This window comes from Kitasatospora sp. NPDC023176, assembly GCF_055560495.1.
This window is the reverse complement of record NZ_JBVHIP010000027.1, coordinates 121,431-138,969: the sequence shown is the minus strand read 5'-3', so window position 1 is coordinate 138,969 and position 17,539 is coordinate 121,431. Positions and strand designations below refer to the sequence as shown.

Below are 17,539 nucleotides of genomic sequence, written 5' to 3'. Positions count from 1 at the left end.
GTGGGCCGCCCCCGGCCGGGTCAACCTGATCGGCGAACACACCGACTACAACGACGGGTTCGTGCTGCCGATCGCCCTCCCGCACACCGCCCGGGCCCGGGCCGCCCGCCGTACGGACGGCGTGCTGCGCCTCTGGTCCGCCCAGGGCGGCGGCCCGGTGACCGAACTCCGGGTCGCCGACCTCGCCCCCGGCGCCGTCCCCGGCTGGGCCGGCTACCCGGGCGGCGTGGTGTGGGCGCTGCGCGAGGCCGGGTATCGGGTCGACGGCGCGGACCTCCGGCTGGACAGTGACGTGCCCAGCGGCGCCGGGCTGTCCTCCTCCGCCGCGCTGGAGTGCGTGGTGGCGGCCGCGTACAACGACCTGTACGGGCTGGGGCTCTCGGCACCCGAGCTGGCGCTGCTGGCCCAGCGGGCGGAGAACGCCTTCGTCGGCGTGCCCTGCGGGATCATGGACCAGATGGCCGCGATGTGCTGCCGCCCGGGCGCCGCGCTGTTCCTGGACAGCCGCGACCTGACGATCCGTCAGGTACCGATCGACCTCGCGGCGGCCGGCCTGGCACTGCTGGTCCTGGACACCCGGGTCAAGCACGACCTCGGCGACGGCGCCTACGCCGCCCTGCGGTCCGGCTGCGAGAAGGCCGCCGCCGTGCTCGGCCTGCCCGCCCTCCGCTCGCTGGACGCCGCCGGACTCCCCGCCGCACTGACCCGGCTCCCGGCCGAACTCCAGCCGCTGGTGCGCCACGTGGTGAGCGAGAACGCGCGGGTCCAGGCCGCCGTCGCCGCCCTGGAGGCCGGCGACCCCGCCGCCCTCGGCCCGATCCTCACCGCCGGGCACGCCTCGCTGCGCGACGACTACCGGGTCTCCTGCCCGGAGACCGACCTCGCCGTCGAGGCCGCCCTGGCGGCAGGCGCGTACGGCGCGCGGATGACCGGCGGCGGCTTCGGCGGCTCGGTGATCGCCCTGGTGGACGCCACCGCCGCCGACCGGGTCGCGGCGGCCGTCACCGCGGCCTTCCGGGCCGCCGGACACGCCGAGCCGCGCGCCCTCACCGCCGTACCGGCCGAGGGGGCGCGCCGACTCGGCTGACCGTCAGGCCCGGTGGGCCGCCGGGCGCTCGGGGGACGCCTCCGCGAGCGCCCGGGTGACGGCCGCCACGCCGCCTCGCAGCCCGTACACCGGGGTGGCCGGCTGCTGGCGCCAGGAGTCGTCGATGCCGCCCGCGTCCACGGTGTCGAAGCCCAACTCGTCGACCAGCGCCCGGACGACGGCCTTCGCGGCCTCGTCGTCCGAGGCGACCGGCACCGCGAGCCGCTCCGGGTCACCCGCCGGCCGCGGCCGCTCCAGCAGGTCCTGGGCGAAGGTGCCGTTGAACACCTTCACCACCCGGTGGCCCAGGTGCTGCTCCGTCCACCGGCTCTCGGTCAGCCCGCCGTCCTCGATCGCGTCGATCCGGCCGTCCCGCTCCTTGGGGTAGTAGTTGCCGGTGTCGATCACGGCCACGCCCTCGGCGGCGCCGTCCAGCAGCCCGGCGGGCAGGTCCGGCACGTTCTTCAGCGGCACCGTCACCACCACGACCTGCGCGCCCTTCGCCGCCTCGGTGGCCGGCACCGCCCTGGCGCCGGTCTCCTCCGCCAGGTCCTTCAGCGACTCCGGGCCGCGCGAGTTCGCCACCGAGACCTCGTGGCCCAGCGCGGTCAGCCGCCGCGTCAGGTTGCCGCCGATGTTGCCCGCGCCGATGATGCCGATCTTCATGGGAATGCCCCTCGTCCGGAGTACCGCAAGCTCAACGCCCTGTTCCAACCCGGCAGTGACCGGATCTGTTCCCGCCATCCGGGTGGTTCTCCGGGGCCCAGGGCCGGACCGGGCCTGGCACCGCCCGGCGCCCATCACGAGGGTCGACGGCGTGCCCGCTATCTGCGTCAACTCCTGGATACCCTCTGGTCGGACGCCCTCCACAACGCCGAGGAGTGGTGGGACGCAGAGGCCGTCCTGTGCACCCTCGCCGCCGCCGACCCGAACGGCAACAGCGGTCGGCTAGCAGAATGGGCCCGGCTCGCGAGCCCCGTAGCCGTGGAGCGTCTGTACGAGTTCGCCCTCGGGGGTGGTCTCAAGCCGCGGGACCCCTTTTGGCACAGGCAGACCGCCCTGTACCGCGAGTTCGCGGACTGGCTGCGCGGCCCCCGCCTCCAACTCGCTGTCGAGGAAGCCATTGTCCGGATCGACGACCCCACCCAGCTCGATCAACTCTTCACCATCCATGACATCCTGGCGGCATGACCCACGACATGGTGCCGCCACTGCTCGCGGTCGCAGCGCTCCTGCTCGTCATCAAACTGGCCCGAGAGCGCCGAAACGGCAAGCCCCTGCGGCTGATGCCGCGCTCTCCCGCGGCCCGGGCGACGGCCCTGGCGGTCGCCGCCCTGGTGGTGGCCTCGGGGGCGGCGGCCGGTCAGCCCTGGGGCGCGTCGGTGATTCCGGCCGTCGCCGCCGGCGGGCTGGTGGGCTCGTTGGTCGACCTCCGGTACCGCTGAGCGCGGCGTCGGGCCTCTACTCGAAGCGCGAGGGGTCGCCGGCCCCGCGGCGGGTGATCTCCGCCTCGCCGCTGGAGAAGTCGATGACCGTGGTGGGCTCGGTGCCGCACTCCCCGGAGTCGACCACGGCGTCCAGCACGTGGTCGAGGCGTTCCTTGATCTCCCAGCCCTGGGTCATCGGTTCGTCGTCGCCGGGAAGGATCAGGGTGCTGGAGAGGAGGGGTTCGCCGAGCTCGGCGAGCAGCGCCCGGGTGACGGCGTGGTCGGGGATCCGGACGCCGACGGTCTTCTTCTTGGGGTGCATCAGCCGGCGCGGGACCTCCTTGGTTGCGGGGAGGATGAAGGTGTAGCTGCCCGGCGTCGCGGCCTTGACGGCCCGGAAGACGTTGTTGTCGAGTTGGACGAACTGCCCCAGCTGGGCGAAGTCCTCGCACATCAGGGTGAAGTGGTGGCGCTCGTCGAGGCGTCGGATCGACCGGATCCGTTCGAGGCCGTCGCGGTTGTCCAGGCGGCAGCCGAGGGCGAAGCAGGAGTCGGTCGGGTACGCGATGAGGGCTCCGGAGCGGAGGCTGTCGGCCACGGTGCTGATGGTGCGCGGCTGGGGGGACTCGGGGTGCACGTCGAAGTACTTGGCCATTGGCCGACCCTACGGGATTCCGGCCGCCGATCGCCGCATCCGCGACGTTTCGGATGCCGGCCGACCGCACCCTGGCGGACCGGCCGGGGCGCGGCGTACGGTCGGTGACCATGGGCTTGGACCAGGCGCGGGTGAACCGGATCTTCCTGCCCGGAACGTACGCCGAGGGCGTGCCGTACGAACTGTTCCGGGAGCTGCGGGCACAGGCGCCGGTCTGCTGGGTGGAGGAACCCGCGGTGGGGGACTGGCCGTCCGGCCCCGGCTACTGGGCGGTCCTGCGGCACGCGGACGTGAAGCACGTGCTGCGCAGCCCGGAGGACTTCTCCTCACACCTCGGCGCGACCCAGATCCGGGACCCGGACACCCCGGCCGACCTGGCCTTCGCCCGGACGATGATGCTCAACCAGGATCCCCCCGGCCACTCCCGGTCGCGCCGGGCCGTCGCCGCGGCCTTCACCCCGCGGGCGCTGCGCGAGCTGACCGCCGCCGTCGAGGCGCGCGCGGCCGAACTGGTCGCCGGGATCCGCCCGTTGGGCGAGGCCGACTTCGTACCGGTGGCCGCCGACCTGCCGGTCTGGACGCTGGCGCACATCCTGGGCGTGCCGGACCGGGACCGGCAGTTGCTGGTCGACTGGTCGAACCGGGTGATCGGCTACCAGGACCCGGACCACGCCCGGTCCAGTACGGCCGACCCGTCCCGGCTCAGTGAGCTGGGGCGGGCCGCGCTCGCCCGGCGCCCCGGTGCCCTGACCCGGTCCGACGGCCGCCCGCTCAACCCGCGTTCCCGGGCGGCCCTGGCCGACATGTTCGGCTACGCCCACGCGCTCGCCGAACAGCCGCCGGCGGGCAGCATGGTCGCCCGCATGCTGGAGGCCGGGCTGAGCGCCGGCGAGTTCGAGACGATGTTCTTCCTGTTCGCCGTGGCCGGCAACGAAACGCTGCGCAACGGTCTGCCGGGCGGCCTGTACTCCCTGCTGACCCACCCCGACCAGTACGCGCGGTTGTCCCGCGAGCCCGAGCTGCTCGACTCGGCCGTGGAGGAGCTGCTCCGGTTCTGGCCGCCGGTCCTGGAGTTCCGGCGCACGGCCACCCGGGACGTGGTGCTGGCCGGGCAGCCGATCCGCGAGGGCGACAAGGTGGTGGTCTACCACGCCTCCGCGAACCGGGACGCATCGGTGTTCCCCGACCCGGACCGCCTGGACCTCACCCGCTCGCCCAACGACCACGTCAGCTTCGGGTTCGGCCCGCACTTCTGCGTGGGAGCGCGACTGGCCAGGATCCAGATGTCGGCTCTGCTCCGCCGGGTCGTCGCGGAGCTGCCCGGGCTGGAACTCGCTCCGGGCCCGCCGCCGAAGCGGCTGGTCTCCAACTTCCAGAACGGGTTGAAGGACCTGCGCGTCCGTTGGCGGTAGGCGGGCGTCCGGCCCGCCACGGACTCCGGGCCTCACCCGACGGAACGTCACAACAGGCCCACGGTAGGCCGGGGCCGGAGAACCCGGGCCGGACGGCCGGGACCGGAGGCCCGGGCGAGTGACCGGGGCGCTCAGCCTGCGCAGCCCGCTCAGGCCGTCAGCCCGCGCAGCCCGTCAGCCCGCGCAGGCCGGGCAGAGCCCCCGGTAGGTGACCTCGGCGCCGGAGACGGTGAAGCCGAAGCGCTGGTCGGCCGGGAGGTCGGCGAGCGGGCTGCCGACGGGGTGGACGTCGCGGATGGCGCCGCAGCCGGTGCAGATCAGGTGCTGGTGGGGGTGGTGGGCGTTGGGGTCGTAGCGCTTGGCGCGCCCGTCGGTGGACACCTCGGTGACCTCACCGAGGGTGACCAGCTCGCCGAGGGTGTTGTAGACCGTCGCGCGGGAGATCTCCGGGAGGCGCTCGGCCGCGCGGGCGTGCACCTCGTCGGCGGTCAGGTGTACGTGCTCGCCGTCCAGGACCTCGGCCACGACGCGCCGCTGGGAGGTCAGGCGCCAGCCGCGTTCGCGCAGCCGCTCCAACAGGTCACTCATCACGGTTCACCTATTCAGGTCACGGGGAAGACCGGAGTTTACCAACGCGCATCCAGGGGCTTCCGGTTCCCGACCGGATACGGGTTTGGTGTCTTTCTTGACGTGGATCACGTCCATCGTAGGATCGGCTCCGGCGCTAGCCTGGGTACTGGCAGCACCAGATGGCAGTAGTAGGTGCCGTAGGTAGCAGATAGACACCGCAATCCGCCTTGTCAGGGAAGGATTCCCATGTCTGAGAACCACGATGCAACCGGTGTAGAGGCGAGCGCGGGCGGCTGCCCGGTCAACCACGGGCGCGCACTCCACCCCACCCAGGGCGGCGGGAACCGCCAGTGGTGGCCGGAGCGGCTGAACCTCAAGATCCTCGCCAAGAACCCCGCCGTCGCCAACCCGCTCGGCGCGGACTTCGACTACGCCGCGGCGTTCGACGCCCTCGACCTCCCGGCCGTCAAGCGGGACATCCAGGAGGTGCTCACCACCTCGCAGGACTGGTGGCCGGCCGACTTCGGCTACTACGGCCCCTTCATGATCCGGATGGCCTGGCACAGCGCAGGCACCTACCGGATCAGCGACGGCCGCGGCGGCGCCGGCGGCGGCCAGCAGCGCTTCGCCCCGCTGAACAGCTGGCCGGACAACGCCAGCCTGGACAAGGCCCGCCGCCTGCTCTGGCCGGTGAAGAAGAAGTACGGGCGCAGCCTGTCCTGGGCCGACCTGATCGTCCTGACCGGCAACGTCGCCCTGGAGGGCATGGGCTTCGAGACCTTCGGCTTCGGCGGCGGCCGGGTCGACGAGTGGGAGCCGGACGAGGACGTCTACTGGGGCCCGGAGACCACCTGGCTGGGCGACGAGCGCTACACCGGCGACCGCGAGCTGGAGAGCCCGCTGGCCGCCGTGCAGATGGGCCTGATCTACGTCAACCCCGAGGGCCCCAACGGCAACCCGGACCCGATCGCCGCCGCCCGCGACATCCGCGAGACCTTCTACCGGATGGCGATGAACGACGAGGAGACCGTCGCGCTGATCGCCGGCGGCCACACCTTCGGCAAGACCCACGGCGCCGGCCCGGCGGACAACGTCGGCCCGGACCCGGAGGACGCGCCGATGGAGCAGCTGGGCCTCGGCTGGAAGAGCCGCTACGGCACCGGCGTCGGCGGCGACGCCATCACCAGCGGTCTCGAGGGCATCTGGACGGCCACCCCGGTCACCTGGGACAACAGCTTCTTCGAGACGCTGTTCGGCTACGAGTGGGAGCTGACCGAGAGCCCGGCCGGCGCCCACCAGTGGAAGCCCAAGGACGGCGCCGGCGAGGGCACCGTCCCGGACGCCCACGACCCGGCCAAGCGGCACACCCCGATCATGCTCACCACCGACCTGTCGCTGCGCTTCGACCCGGTGTACGGGCCGATCTCCCGGCGCTTCCTGGAGAACCCGGCGGAGTTCGCCGACGCCTTCGCCCGCGCCTGGTACAAGCTCACCCACCGCGACATGGGCCCGGTCGCGCGCTACCGCGGCCCGGAGGTCCCGAGCGAGCAGCTGCTCTGGCAGGACCCGCTGCCGACCGTCTCGTACCAGCAGATCGGCGCCGCGGACGTGGCGGACCTCAAGCGGCGGATCGCCGCCACCGGGTTGTCGGTCTCCGAGCTGGTCTCCACCGCCTGGGCCGCGGCCTCCTCCTTCCGCGGCAGCGACAAGCGCGGCGGGGCCAACGGCGGCCGGATCCGGCTGCAGCCGCAGGCCGGCTGGGAGGTCAACGAGCCGGACCGGCTGGCCGGGGTGCTGCGGGCGCTGGAGGGCGTCCAGCGGGACTTCAACGCGCAGGCCGGCGACAAGCAGGTCTCGCTGGCCGACCTGGTGGTGCTGGCCGGCGGCGTCGGCGTCGAGCAGGCGGCCAAGGCGGCCGGGCTGGCCGTCGAGGTGCCGTTCGCGGCCGGCCGGGTGGACGCGCCGCAGGAGCTGACCGACACCGAGTCCTTCGCCGCGCTGGAGCCCAAGGCGGACGGCTTCCGCAACTGGGTCGGCAAGGGCAACCGGCTGCCGGCCGAGTTCCTGCTGCTCGACAAGGCGAACCTGCTGGGCCTCAGCGCGCCCGAAATGACCGTCCTGGTCGGCGGCCTGCGCGTGCTGGGGGCCAACCACCAGCAGTCCGCGCACGGTGTGCTGACCGAGACCCCGGGCGTGCTGACGAACGACTTCTTCGTCAACCTGCTGGACCTGGGCACCCGTTGGTCGTCCACCTCGGAGGACGCCCACACCTTCGAGGGCCGGGACGCCTCCGGCGCGGTCAAGTGGACCGGCACCCGCGCGGACCTGGTCTTCGGCTCGAACTCCGAACTGCGGGCCGTCGCCGAGGTGTACGCGAGCGACGACGCCAAGGAGAAGTTCGTCGAGGACTTCGTCGCGGCCTGGGTCAAGGTCATGAACGCGGACCGCTTCGACCTGGCGTGATGCCGTAGCGCGCACGGGAGCCCGGAGGTCGCGACCCCCGGGCTCCCGTGGCGTGTCACCGGGGATCCGGCGCCGCCGCCCCCACGCTGACCAGCCCGGTCTCGTACGCCGCGACCACCACCTGGGCCCGGTCGCGCAGTCCCAACTTGCCCAGGATCCGGGCCACATGGGTCTTCACCGTCGCCTCGGAGAGCTGCAGCCGGGCGGCGAGTTCGGCGTTGCTGAGCCCGCGGGCGAGCAGCCCCATCACCTCCAGCTCGCGCGGGGTGAGGGTGGCCAGTTCGCGGTGCGGGGCGGCCGCGTCCGGGGCGGTCGGGCGGGCGAAGCGCTCCACCAGGCGGCGGGTGATCGCCGGGGCGAGCAGCGCGTCGCCGGTGCGGACCAGCCGGACGGCGGCGGCCAGGTGCTCCGGGGTGACGTCCTTGAGCAGGAAGCCGCTGGCCCCGGCGGCCATCGCCGCGTACACGTAGTGGTCCAGGTCGAAGGTGGTCAGCATGATGATCCGGGGCGGCTGGGGCGACGGGTCCGCGAGGATCCGCCGGGTGGCCTCCAGGCCGTCCAGCCCGGGCATCCGGATGTCCATCAGCACCACGTCCGGCCGGCTCCGCCGGACGGCGGCGACGGCCTGCTCGCCGTCCTCGGCCTCGGCGACCACCTCGATCCCCTCGGACTCCAGGATCAGCCGGAAGCCGATCCGGACGAGTGCCTGGTCGTCGGCGACCACCACGCGCAGCGGCTGCTGCTCCACGTCGTCTGTCAACTCTCAACTCTCCAGCGGTATCGAGGCCGTGACGCGGTAGCCGCCGCGTGGCCGGGGGCCGGTGTGCAGGGTGCCGCCGTAGACGGCGAGGCGTTCGCGCAGCCCGAGCAGGCCGCGGCCGTTGCCGGTGGCGGCGGCGCCGGTGGGGCGGCCGCCGGTGTCGGTGACCTCCACCTGCAGGCGGTCGGGGGCGTAGTCGACGCTCACCGCGGCGTCGGCGCCGCCCGCGTGCTTGACGGTGTTGGTGAGCGCCTCCTGGACGACCCGGTAGGCGGCGAGTTCGACCCCGGGCGGGACGGACCGGCGCTGCCCGCGCACGGTCAGCTCCACCGGCAGTCCGGCCCGGCGGACGCCCTCGACCAGGGCGTCCAGCCGGCCGAGGCCGGGCTGCGGGCTGAGGTCGGCATCGGCCGCGGGATCGTCCCCGCTGCCCGAGTCGATGGTCAACAGGCCCATCACGTGCCGCAGTTCGGTCATCGCCGCGCGCCCGCCGGACTCCACCGCGGCCATCGCCTCGCGGGCCTTGTCCGGGGCGGTGTCCAGGATCTTGCGGGCGGCCCCGGCCTGGATCGTCATCATGCTCACGTTGTGGGTCACCACATCGTGCAACTCCCGGGCGATGCGCGCCCGTTCCAGCTCCACCGCACGCTCCAGCGCGGCCAGCTGCTCGCGCTCCAGGGCGGACACCCGCTCCCGCCCCTCCTCCGCCCGGCGGCGCCACATCCGCAGTTCGTAGGCGACCGCGAACACCGGCACCAGGACGAGGACGGCGATCACCCCGTTCGGGAAGTGCGGCAGGTAGGCGTCGCCGAACAGCACCACGAGCGCGGCGGTGGCGGCCAGCAGGCTCGCCAGTACGGCGGGCCGGCGGCGTCCGTACGCGGCCGTGCTGTACGCGGCGACGATCACCGCCACGCCTGCCCAGTACGCGAGATCCCCGTGCTGCGTCCGCACCAGCAGTGCGCCCGGCAGCACCGTCCACAGCGCCGTCAGCGGGTAGCGGCGGCGTAGCACCAGCGGTAGCGGGACGAGCGGCGCCAGCAGTAACAGCCCGTTCCAGCCGGCGCCCTGCGAGCCGGCGGCGACGCCGGCGTAGCGGCCGCAGGAGAAGCAGAGGAGCAGGGCCAGGGCCAGGTCGAAGGCCTGGCCGCGGCGGGTCGGCCGGGCTGGGGGAGCGGCCTCCCGGTCGCTGCCCAGCCGGGTGGCGGCGCGCAGCCGCCGTACCGTCGGGTGGTCGATCACGTTGATCACCGGGACATTGTGGCCCCCGGCCGCCGACCGGGACAGCCCCGCGGGCGGCCGGGGCCCGTACACCGGGCGACTACCTCGCAAGGATGACGCCCGGGCCCGTCCACCTGACGCGGTACGGAACGTGCGGCGGGCGGCGGACGCGGGGGAGCGCCGCCCGTCCGTACCTTCGTCCTCGTCACCAGGCAGGACGGCAGGAGGAGCAGGGACATGAGCAGCGATCCGGTGATCGAACTGAGCGGTGTGAGCCGCCACTACGAGGGCGCGCGGGCGGCGCTCGACGGGGTGACGCTGAGCGTCCGGTCGGGGGAGTCGGTGGCGGTGCTCGGCCCGTCCGGCAGCGGGAAGTCCACCCTGCTGAACCTGGTCGCCGGGCTGGACCGGCCGAGCACCGGGACGGTCACCGTGGCCGGGGTGCGGGTGGACCGGCTGAACGAGTCCGGCTCGGCCCGGTACCGGCGCGGCACGATCGGCATGGTGTTCCAGTTCTTCAACCTGCTGGACGACCTCACCGTGGCTGACAACGTGGTGCTGGCCGGCGAGTTGGCCGGCGTCCCCCGCGCCGAGGCCCGGCGGCGGGCCGCCGAACTGCTGGAGTCGCTCGGCATCGACCGGCACGCCCGCGCCCACCCCGGCCGGCTCTCCGGCGGCGAGCGCCAACGCGTCGCGGTGGCCCGGGCGTTGATGAACCGGCCAGCCCTGCTGCTGGCCGACGAGCCGACCGGCGCGCTGGACTCGGCCTCCGGTGAGGACGTCAAGGAGCTGTTCCGCGAGTTGCACCAGGACGGCCAGACCATCCTGATCGTCACCCACGACCTGACCCTCGCCGAGGACTGCGCCACCCGCACCGTCCGGATGCGGGACGGCCGGGTCGAGTCGGACACCGCGGACTCCCCGGCGGTGGCGGCATGAGCGCGCTGAGCCGGGTCGTCCGCGCCGGAGTACGGCGGCGCCGGACCCAGACCGTCGCCATCGGGCTGTCCGCCCTGGTGGCCACCACCTGCTCCGTCCTCGGCGGCTCCCTGCTGGTCGCCTCCGAGGCCCCCTTCGACCAGGCCTTCGACCGCCAGCACGGCGCCCACCTGGTGGCGCGCTTCGACGGCACCCGGGCGGGCGCCGGGCAGCTCGCCGCCACCGCCCACGCCGCCGGGGTGACGGAGTCCGCCGGGCCCTTCCGCACCGTGACCGTCGACCCCGAGCCCGGCCCCGGCTCGACCGTCCCGGTCGGGGCGACCATGGAGCCGATGACCGTGGCCGGCCGCGCCTCGGCCACCGAGGGCATCGACACGGTCCAGCTGCTGGAAGGGAGTTGGCCGACCAAGCCGGACGAGGTGACGATCGGCGACTCGTACGGGAACCAGGGCGTGCCGGTCGGCGGCACCCTGCGCCTGCCCGGCCTGCCGGGCTCGCCCACCCTGAAGGTGGTCGGCTTCGCCCGCTCCGTCAGCCGCACCGCCGACGCCTGGGTGACACCCGAGGCGATCCCCGCGCTCACTGCCCCCGGCAGCACCCCCGGCTACGAACTGCTCTACCGCTTCGCGCGGGCCGACAGCACCGAGGCGATGACCGCCGACCGGACGGCGGTGGCCGCCGCCGCCCCCGCCGGGGCGCTCGCCGGCTCCCAGTCCTGGCTCGCCACCAAGCAGGGCTCGGACCGCAACACCGCGCTGTTCCTGCCCTTCATGGTCGCCTTCGGCCTGCTCGGCATGGCGATGTCCGTGCTGGTCGCGGGCAATGTGGTGGCCGGCGCGGTCGGCACCGCCACCCGGCGGATCGGTGTCCTCAAGGCGCTCGGCTGCACCCCCGCCCAGGTGGTGCGCGCCTACGTCGCCCAGGCGCTGATCCCGGCCACCGTCGGCGTCCTGCTCGGGGTGGTCGCCGGCAACGCGCTGACCGTCCCGCTGCTCGCCACCGCCGGCCGGCTCTACGGCACCAACGCCTCCGGTGTCGCCCCCTGGGTGGACGTCGCGGTCGCGGGCGGCACGCTCGCCGCCGTCGCGCTGGTCGCCTGGGCGGCCGCCGCCCGGGCCGGCCGGCTGCGCACCGTGGACGCGCTGGCCGTCGGCCGTACGGCGGGCGGCACCCGGCGGGACGCCCTCGCGCGTCGGGCCGCCGCGCTGGCCGCCCGGCTGCCGCTGCCCCGGCCGGTCGGCCTCGGCCTCGCCCAGCCCTTCGCCCGCCCGGCCCGGGCTGCCGGGATGCTCGCCGCCGTCCTGTTCGGGACGGCCGCGGCCGCCTTCGCGGTCGGCATGGGCGGGACGATGAGCTGGGTGCAGGAGGCCAAGAACCACGCGAGCGCGGACGTCCTGGTCACGCCCGTCCGGCCGGCCCTCCAGCCCGGGGCCGTCCCGGCGACGCCGGCCGCGGCCGACCCGGCCGCCGTCACCGCCGCCCTCACCGCCCAGCCGGGCACCGCCGCCTACTACGGCGTCGGCGTGGAGGACGTCACCGTCCCCGGCGTGGCCGGGAGCACCACGCTGACGGCCTTCCGGGGCGACTCCTCCTGGGCGGGCTACCGGATGGTCACCGGCCGCTGGTACCAGGGCCCCGGCGAGGCCGTCGCGCCGAGCACCTTCCTCGCCGCCGCCTCGGTCGGGCTCGGCGACCAGGTGACCTTCACCGACCACGGCCGGCCGGTCACCGTCCGGATCGTCGGCGAGGTCTTCGACCCGCACGTGCAGACCAACGAGCTGTTCACCGACGCCGCGAGCCTCCCGAGCGGGACGGCGCCCGTCCCCGACCAGTGGTTCGTCATGCTCAAGCCGGGCACCGACCACGCCGGCTACGCCACCGCCCTCGGCACCGCGCTCGCCCCGCTCGGCCAGAGCGCCGAGGACGGCGTCCCGCAGCACTCCGCCGACTCGATCGTCGCCCTCGACTCGCTCACCGCCACCCTGACCGTGCTGCTGGTCGTGGTCGCCGGACTCGGCGTCTTCAACACCGTCGTGCTGGAGATCCGCGAACGCACCCGCGACATGGGCGTCACCAAGGCGCTCGGCATGACCCCGGCCCAGACCGTCGGCGTGGTGCTCGCCTCGGTGCTCCTGGTCGGGCTGGTCGGCGGTGCGATCGGCCTGCCGGTCGGACTGCTGCTGCACGGCCTCACCGTGCCCGCCATGGGCCACAGCGCCGGACTGGACTTCCCGGCGGCGGCGCTGGACGTCTTCGGCACCCCGACCCTGGCCCTGCTCGGCCTCGGCGGCGTCCTGATCGCCCTGCTCGGCGCCCTGCTCCCGGCCGTCCGGGCGGCGCGGGCCCGCACGGTGGACGCCCTGCGCACGGAGTGACCCGGCGCAGGGGCAGGGCTCAGGTGCCTCCGTCCGCCCGTTGCTCCTCGGTCCGTTGCTCCTCGGTCCGTTGCTCCTCGGTCCGTTGCTCCTCGGCCTTCCGCTCCGCCGCGCGGACCTGCTCGCTGAAGGTGTGCTCGTCGATCCGCTCGACCGACGCCCCGTACTCGGCGGCCAGCTCGTCCGCCGGCCCCGGCGAGGCCTCCCGCACCTCCAGGGCGAGCATCGCCCCGCCGTCCGGCACCCGGGGCGAGAGCACGATCAGCGCCGCGCCGGCCTCCGTCGCGATGTGCTCCTCCGCCGCGTTGCCCAGCGCAGCACCCGCCGCGAAGCCCAGCAGCACCCCGATCGGCCCGCCGATCAGCCCCACCAGGCCGCCCACCACCCCCGAGCCGACGGTCGCCACCCCCGCGCCCCGGGTGAAGGTGTCCCTGACCTCCAGCACCCCGTCCGCACTGCGCTCCAGCGCCGCCGCCATCCGCAGGCCCGGCAGGTGCTGGGCGCCGTCGAAGGCGGAGCGCCAGGTGGTGAGGTCGGGGAAGGTCAGCAGGACGAGGTTGTGCTGCTCGCTCATCGCACTCCGATCGGGGGTGGGGTCGCTCGGGTCTCCATCGTGGCCCTCGGTGTGGGGCGCTGCCACAGGAGCCCCGGGTTCAAACCAGGGCTGCGGTTCACCTGGGCGCAACCGGCCGTTTTTCGGCCACGTGCGGGGCCGTGTCGTGCCGCGCGGGGCCGGACTGGGCCGCCCGGACGATCGGACGGCGGGATCGGGCCGGGCCCGGCCTGGTGGAACGGGGGCACGGCGGCCGGCCGCACCGTGGTTCGATCCTGACCGAAACACGTACCGCCGGTGCGCATGCCCCTGGTGTGACGGGTGGGGCGCTGTCAGGATCCCGCTCCGGCACACCTGTGCCAGACCCGAACGCTTGTAGGAGGCATCATGCAGCCCACGGCTCAGCAGGTTCGCGCACTGAAGGACGAGGACTTCCGGCTCACCCTCGGCCAGGGCCACCAGGTCCACCCGGCCGGCGAGCCGGCGGACGAGCTCTACGTGACCGCCGCGGTGCTGAACAGCACCTGCGACGGCTGGTCCAGCTGCGGCCGGGTCTGCAGCTTCTGAGACCGGGGTCCGGCGCCGATCCCGGCCCGGTCGTACGGCCGGCCGGGGTCGGCGCCGGGCGTGGCCTCCGCTGCCCGCCCGCCGAAGAGCGCGGGCACCAGCAGCCACAAGCAGCCGGCCGTAGGCAGAGCCGGCAGTAGGCAGAGCCAGCAGAGAGGCAGCACCACCCCGTGGTCGACACGTCCGAACTCCTGCGGGCGGCCGCCCGAGCCGTTCCGCTGAACGCCCGCGGCCGGGCACCGGAAGGGCTCGACCCGGAGCCCGCCGGCGACACCGACCGCGCCGACAGTGCCGACCGGGCCGCCGACGTCGACAGCGCCGACCGTGCTGCCCGGGCCGCCCGGAAGCTGGAGCGCTGGCAGGCCCAGGCGCCGTTCGACCGGGGCGGCTGGTTCACCCACCGCCTCGCGGCCGACGGCCTCGACCCCGAAGCCCTGCGCGCCCTCCTCGCCGAGCCTCCGGAAGCGCTCGCCGCCCGCCTCGGCACGCACCCGTGGGCCGAGCGGCTCGCCGCCGCCTTCGACCGGGCGGCCACCCTGGACATCCCCGCGGAGCACGAGTTCGCCGCGCTCGTCGCCCCGCTGCTCGCCGACGCCCACGACCGCCTGCGCGCCGGACTGGCCGCCCTGGACGCCCATGCCCTCGGCACCCCCGAGGAGCTGGCCGCGCTCGCCCTCCCCTCCCTCACCGGCACCGCCCACGGGATGGCGACCCGGACCGTCATCACCGAACTCCATGTCGCCCGGCTCACCGGCGAGTTGACCGGCGACACGCCCGAAGGGCGCTACCGGGACTTCCTCGGCCGGCTCGCCCGGCCCGAGCAGGCGCTGCGACTCCTCGCCGAGTACCCCGTCCTGGCGCTGCGCCTCACCACCGCTGCCGAGCAGTGGACGAGCACCACCCTCACCCTGTTCCGCCGCCTCGCCGCCGACCTGCCCGCCCTCGCCCGCACCTTCGCCGGCGGCCGCCCGCTCGGCCGGCTCACCGAACTCGCCACCGGCCTCGGCGACCCGCACCGCGGCGGCGCCACGGTCGGGTCCCTGCGCTTCGAGCACGGCGTCCGGATCGTCTACAAGCCGCGGCCGCTCGGCGCCGAGACCCACTTCCAGCAGATCCTGCACTGGCTCAACCCGCAGCTGCGGCTGCCGCTGCGCGACCTCACCCACCTGGCCCGCGACGGCTACGGCTGGGTCGCCCACCTCGCCGCCGAACCGGCCAGGGGCGACGCCGAGTTGCGCGACTTCTACCACCGCGCCGGCGCCCTCGCCGCGCTGATGTACGCGCTCGACGCGGTCGACTGCCACGCCCAGAACCTGCTCGCCGTCCGCGACCAGCCCGTGCTCATCGACCTGGAGGCGATCCTCCACCCCGACCTGCACGAGCCCGCCAAGGACCTCTCCGAGTCCGAGCGGCTGGCCCGCCACCAGGCCCGGCACTCGGTGCTGCGCTCGGGCCTGCTCCCCGAGCGGATGTGGGACGAGGGCAACGGCGGCGCCGACATCTCCGCCCTCGGCTGGGACCCAGGCGGCCTCCCGCCCCGCCCGGTGCCCGTCCTGACCGGCCAGGGGACAGACGAACTCCGCCTGGAATACCGGCGGTTGCCCGTCGAAGCGCCCGGAGGCCGACCCGTTCCGGCCGAGCAGTCGCTGCGACTCGCCGACCACCTGGCGGAGTTGGAGGCCGGCTTCACCGAGGCCTACCGGCTGCTCGCCGCCGACAAGGAGCGACTCCGCTCGCTGCTCCGCGCCTTCGCGGCCGACGAGACCCGTCTGCTGCGCCGCGACACCTTCGAGTACCGCACGCTGCTCAACACCGCCTGCCACCCCGACGTCCTGCGCGACGCCCTCGACCAGGACCGCCACCTCGACCGGCTCTGGGCACTCGTCGGCTGGGAGGAGCACGCCCTCGACTTCGTCGCGCACGAACGTGCCGACCTGTGGCGCGGCGACGTACCCGTCTTCACCATCCGCCCCGACAGCGTCGACGCCCGCTCGTCCACCGGCGCCCTGGTCCCGGGCGTCACCGACCGGCCGGCCCTCGACCTGGCGCTCGCCAAGGCGGACGGCCTCGGCGAGGAGGACCTCGCCCGCCAACTCCAGCTGCTCAGACTCTCGGTGACGACGGCCGACGGGGTGCGCGAACCGCGCGGGTCGGCCGCCACCAGCGCCCGGCGGGACGCGCCGACGGGGCCGGGAGAGTCGGCGGAGCAGGGGGAGTCGGTGGAGCCGGGCGAGGGGCTCGCCGATCCGGATGAGGGCCTGGCGGCCCGCGCCCTCGCCAAGGCCGTGGAGGCCGGTGAACAGCTGCTCCGCGAGGCCTACCGGGGCGGCGCCGACCTCGCCTGGGCCGGTCCCAACTGGGCCCCGCCCGGCCGCTGGGCCCCCGCCGAACTCGGCCCGGACCTGTACAGCGGCACCGCGGGCATCACCCTCTTCCTCCACCAGCTCGCCCTGGCGACCGGCGACCGCACCCACCGCGAGGCAGCCCGGGCCGCCGAACTGACGCTTCGTCAGCAGATCCGCCGGCGCGCCGACCGGCTCGGCGGCGGCCTGGCCGGCGCCGGCGGGGTGCTGTACGCGCTCGCCCAACTCGCCGCCGACCACCCGGACGCCGAACTCGACGCGCTCGGCTCCCTGGTCCTCGACCGCCTCGCCGCCACCGCCGCCGAGGACACCCAGTACGACGTCCTCGCCGGGAACGCCGGGACCATCGGCGGTCTGCTCGCCTGGGAGGCCGTCCGCCCCGGGCCCGCCGTCACCGACGCGCTGGCGCTCTGCGCCGAACGCCTCGTCCAGACCGCCCGCCCGCACCCCGAAGGCGGCACCGGCTGGCTCCCCGCCTCCCTGGCGGAGGCCGCGCGCCGCCCCCTGGCGGGCTTCGCCCACGGCGGCTCCGGCATCGCCTGGGCCCTGGCCCGCGCCGGGCACCGCCTTGGTGACCCGCGCCTGCCCCGACTCGCCCTCGCCGCCGTGGCGTACGAACGCACCCTGTTCGACACCACTGCCGCCAACTGGCGCGACGTCCGCGAGGACGGCCCCGACGGCCCCGGCCACCCCGCCCTCTGGTGCCACGGCGCCTCGGGCATCGCACTGGCCCGCACCGCGCTCGCCCCCCTGCTGCCCGAACAGCGGGACGTGCTCCTCGCCGAACGCGACACCGCGCTCGGCACGGTCCTCCGGGCGGGCTTCGGCCACAACTCCTCGCTCTGCCACGGCGATCTCGGCAACCTGGAGGCCCTCCACCTCGCCGGCGGCCGGTGGCGGGCCGCCACCGGGCGGCAGGCCCACGCCACCCTGGACGCCCTGGAAGCCCGGGGCTGGCGCTGCGGCCTGCCGCACGGGGTCCACAGCCCCTCCCTGATGGTCGGCCTGGCCGGCATCGGCCACGGCCTCCTCCGCCTCGCCGCCCCCGACAGCACCCCCTCCGTCCTCACCCTCCAACCGCCGGCCGTCTGACCCCGCGGCCACCCGCTCCGGCTGTAGCTGTTCCGACAGCAGCCCGACGGCCCCC

Annotated in this window: 15 protein-coding genes; 9 read left to right on the top strand and 6 right to left on the bottom strand. The window is 74.8% G+C overall.

Going from position 1 to position 17,539, the window contains the following annotated elements:
* A partial coding sequence (galK, locus tag ACZ3YL_RS30440) for a galactokinase (RefSeq protein ID WP_465660496.1) occupies positions 1 to 1,087 on the top strand: 1,087 nt, incomplete at its 5' end.
* A gap of 3 nt (positions 1,088 to 1,090) precedes the next feature.
* Here galK and ACZ3YL_RS30435 read toward each other — a convergent pair.
* Positions 1,091 to 1,753 (bottom strand): NADPH-dependent F420 reductase, encoded by a 663-nt coding sequence (locus ACZ3YL_RS30435; RefSeq protein ID WP_465660495.1) that lies wholly within the window; start codon positions 1,751 to 1,753, stop codon positions 1,091 to 1,093.
* Between the two features lie 318 nt (positions 1,754 to 2,071).
* Between ACZ3YL_RS30435 and ACZ3YL_RS30430 the strand changes: the two genes are divergently transcribed.
* Positions 2,072 to 2,278, top strand: a complete 207-nt coding sequence (locus ACZ3YL_RS30430; protein ID WP_465660494.1) for a hypothetical protein — start codon at positions 2,072 to 2,074, stop codon at positions 2,276 to 2,278.
* Positions 2,275 to 2,532, top strand: coding sequence for a hypothetical protein (locus ACZ3YL_RS30425; RefSeq protein WP_188305874.1), 258 nt, complete (start codon positions 2,275 to 2,277; stop codon positions 2,530 to 2,532). The genes ACZ3YL_RS30430 and ACZ3YL_RS30425 overlap by 4 nt, the downstream gene beginning before the upstream one ends.
* A 16-nt stretch (positions 2,533 to 2,548) precedes the next feature.
* On the opposite strand, the gene ACZ3YL_RS30420 is transcribed toward ACZ3YL_RS30425, so the two are convergent.
* Positions 2,549 to 3,169 (bottom strand): L-threonylcarbamoyladenylate synthase, encoded by a 621-nt coding sequence (locus ACZ3YL_RS30420; RefSeq protein WP_188305873.1) that lies wholly within the window; start codon positions 3,167 to 3,169, stop codon positions 2,549 to 2,551.
* 110 nt (positions 3,170 to 3,279) lie between these two features.
* On the opposite strand from ACZ3YL_RS30420, the gene ACZ3YL_RS30415 reads away from it, so the two are divergent.
* Positions 3,280 to 4,581 (top strand): cytochrome P450, encoded by a 1,302-nt coding sequence (locus tag ACZ3YL_RS30415; RefSeq protein WP_188305872.1) that lies wholly within the window; start codon positions 3,280 to 3,282, stop codon positions 4,579 to 4,581.
* Between the two features lie 174 nt (positions 4,582 to 4,755).
* On the opposite strand, the gene ACZ3YL_RS30410 is transcribed toward ACZ3YL_RS30415, so the two are convergent.
* Complete coding sequence (locus ACZ3YL_RS30410; protein ID WP_188305871.1) at positions 4,756 to 5,169, bottom strand: Fur family transcriptional regulator; 414 nt, start codon at positions 5,167 to 5,169, stop codon at positions 4,756 to 4,758.
* Between the two features lie 228 nt (positions 5,170 to 5,397).
* Between ACZ3YL_RS30410 and katG the strand changes: the two genes are divergently transcribed.
* Positions 5,398 to 7,614: a catalase/peroxidase HPI gene (gene katG, locus ACZ3YL_RS30405; RefSeq protein WP_188305870.1), complete on the top strand. Its 2,217-nt coding sequence runs from the start codon at positions 5,398 to 5,400 to the stop codon at positions 7,612 to 7,614.
* A gap of 55 nt (positions 7,615 to 7,669) precedes the next feature.
* Here the strand turns inward: katG and ACZ3YL_RS30400 are convergent, their stop codons facing one another.
* The gene (locus tag ACZ3YL_RS30400) at positions 7,670 to 8,374 is read right to left on the bottom strand and encodes a response regulator (protein WP_465660493.1); all 705 of its coding nucleotides are present in this window, start codon (positions 8,372 to 8,374) and stop codon (positions 7,670 to 7,672) included.
* 3 nt (positions 8,375 to 8,377) lie between these two features.
* Positions 8,378 to 9,616: a sensor histidine kinase gene (locus ACZ3YL_RS30395; protein WP_188305877.1), complete on the bottom strand. Its 1,239-nt coding sequence runs from the start codon at positions 9,614 to 9,616 to the stop codon at positions 8,378 to 8,380.
* Between the two features lie 216 nt (positions 9,617 to 9,832).
* Between ACZ3YL_RS30395 and ACZ3YL_RS30390 the strand changes: the two genes are divergently transcribed.
* Entirely contained in the window at positions 9,833 to 10,534 is a 702-nt protein-coding gene (locus tag ACZ3YL_RS30390) for an ABC transporter ATP-binding protein (protein WP_465660492.1), read from the top strand.
* A complete protein-coding gene (locus ACZ3YL_RS30385) occupies positions 10,531 to 12,909 on the top strand; it encodes an FtsX-like permease family protein (RefSeq protein ID WP_465660491.1) in 2,379 nt (792 codons plus the stop codon). The genes ACZ3YL_RS30390 and ACZ3YL_RS30385 overlap by 4 nt, the downstream gene beginning before the upstream one ends.
* Before the next feature lie 19 nt (positions 12,910 to 12,928).
* On the opposite strand, the gene ACZ3YL_RS30380 is transcribed toward ACZ3YL_RS30385, so the two are convergent.
* Positions 12,929 to 13,483 (bottom strand): hypothetical protein, encoded by a 555-nt coding sequence (locus tag ACZ3YL_RS30380; protein ID WP_465660490.1) that lies wholly within the window; start codon positions 13,481 to 13,483, stop codon positions 12,929 to 12,931.
* Positions 13,484 to 13,849: 366 nt separating this feature from the next.
* On the opposite strand from ACZ3YL_RS30380, the gene ACZ3YL_RS30375 reads away from it, so the two are divergent.
* Both ACZ3YL_RS30375 and ACZ3YL_RS30370 read left to right on the top strand, forming a co-directional pair.
* On the top strand, positions 13,850 to 14,029 hold the full coding sequence (locus tag ACZ3YL_RS30375) for a hypothetical protein (protein ID WP_188305560.1): 180 nt from the start codon (positions 13,850 to 13,852) through the stop codon (positions 14,027 to 14,029).
* 170 nt (positions 14,030 to 14,199) lie between these two features.
* Entirely contained in the window at positions 14,200 to 17,484 is a 3,285-nt protein-coding gene (locus ACZ3YL_RS30370; protein ID WP_465660489.1) for a type 2 lanthipeptide synthetase LanM family protein, read from the top strand.
* The last annotated feature ends 55 nt before the right edge of the window (positions 17,485 to 17,539 follow it).

Bases quoted from the DNA above. Each gene is read 5' to 3' on its own strand.
- ACZ3YL_RS30435 (WP_465660495.1), bottom strand. From the start codon at position 1,753: ATGAAGATCGGCATCATCGGCGCGGGCAACATCGGCGGCAACCTGACG.
- ACZ3YL_RS30425 (WP_188305874.1), top strand. From the start codon at position 2,275: ATGACCCACGACATGGTGCCGCCACTGCTCGCGGTCGCAGCGCTCCTG.
- ACZ3YL_RS30420 (WP_188305873.1), bottom strand. From the start codon at position 3,169: ATGGCCAAGTACTTCGACGTGCACCCCGAGTCCCCCCAGCCGCGCACC.
- ACZ3YL_RS30415 (WP_188305872.1), top strand. From the start codon at position 3,280: ATGGGCTTGGACCAGGCGCGGGTGAACCGGATCTTCCTGCCCGGAACG.
- ACZ3YL_RS30410 (WP_188305871.1), bottom strand. From the start codon at position 5,169: ATGAGTGACCTGTTGGAGCGGCTGCGCGAACGCGGCTGGCGCCTGACC.
- katG (WP_188305870.1), top strand. From the start codon at position 5,398: ATGTCTGAGAACCACGATGCAACCGGTGTAGAGGCGAGCGCGGGCGGC.
- ACZ3YL_RS30390 (WP_465660492.1), top strand. From the start codon at position 9,833: ATGAGCAGCGATCCGGTGATCGAACTGAGCGGTGTGAGCCGCCACTAC.
- ACZ3YL_RS30385 (WP_465660491.1), top strand. From the start codon at position 10,531: ATGAGCGCGCTGAGCCGGGTCGTCCGCGCCGGAGTACGGCGGCGCCGG.
- ACZ3YL_RS30380 (WP_465660490.1), bottom strand. From the start codon at position 13,483: ATGAGCGAGCAGCACAACCTCGTCCTGCTGACCTTCCCCGACCTCACC.
- ACZ3YL_RS30375 (WP_188305560.1), top strand. From the start codon at position 13,850: ATGCAGCCCACGGCTCAGCAGGTTCGCGCACTGAAGGACGAGGACTTC.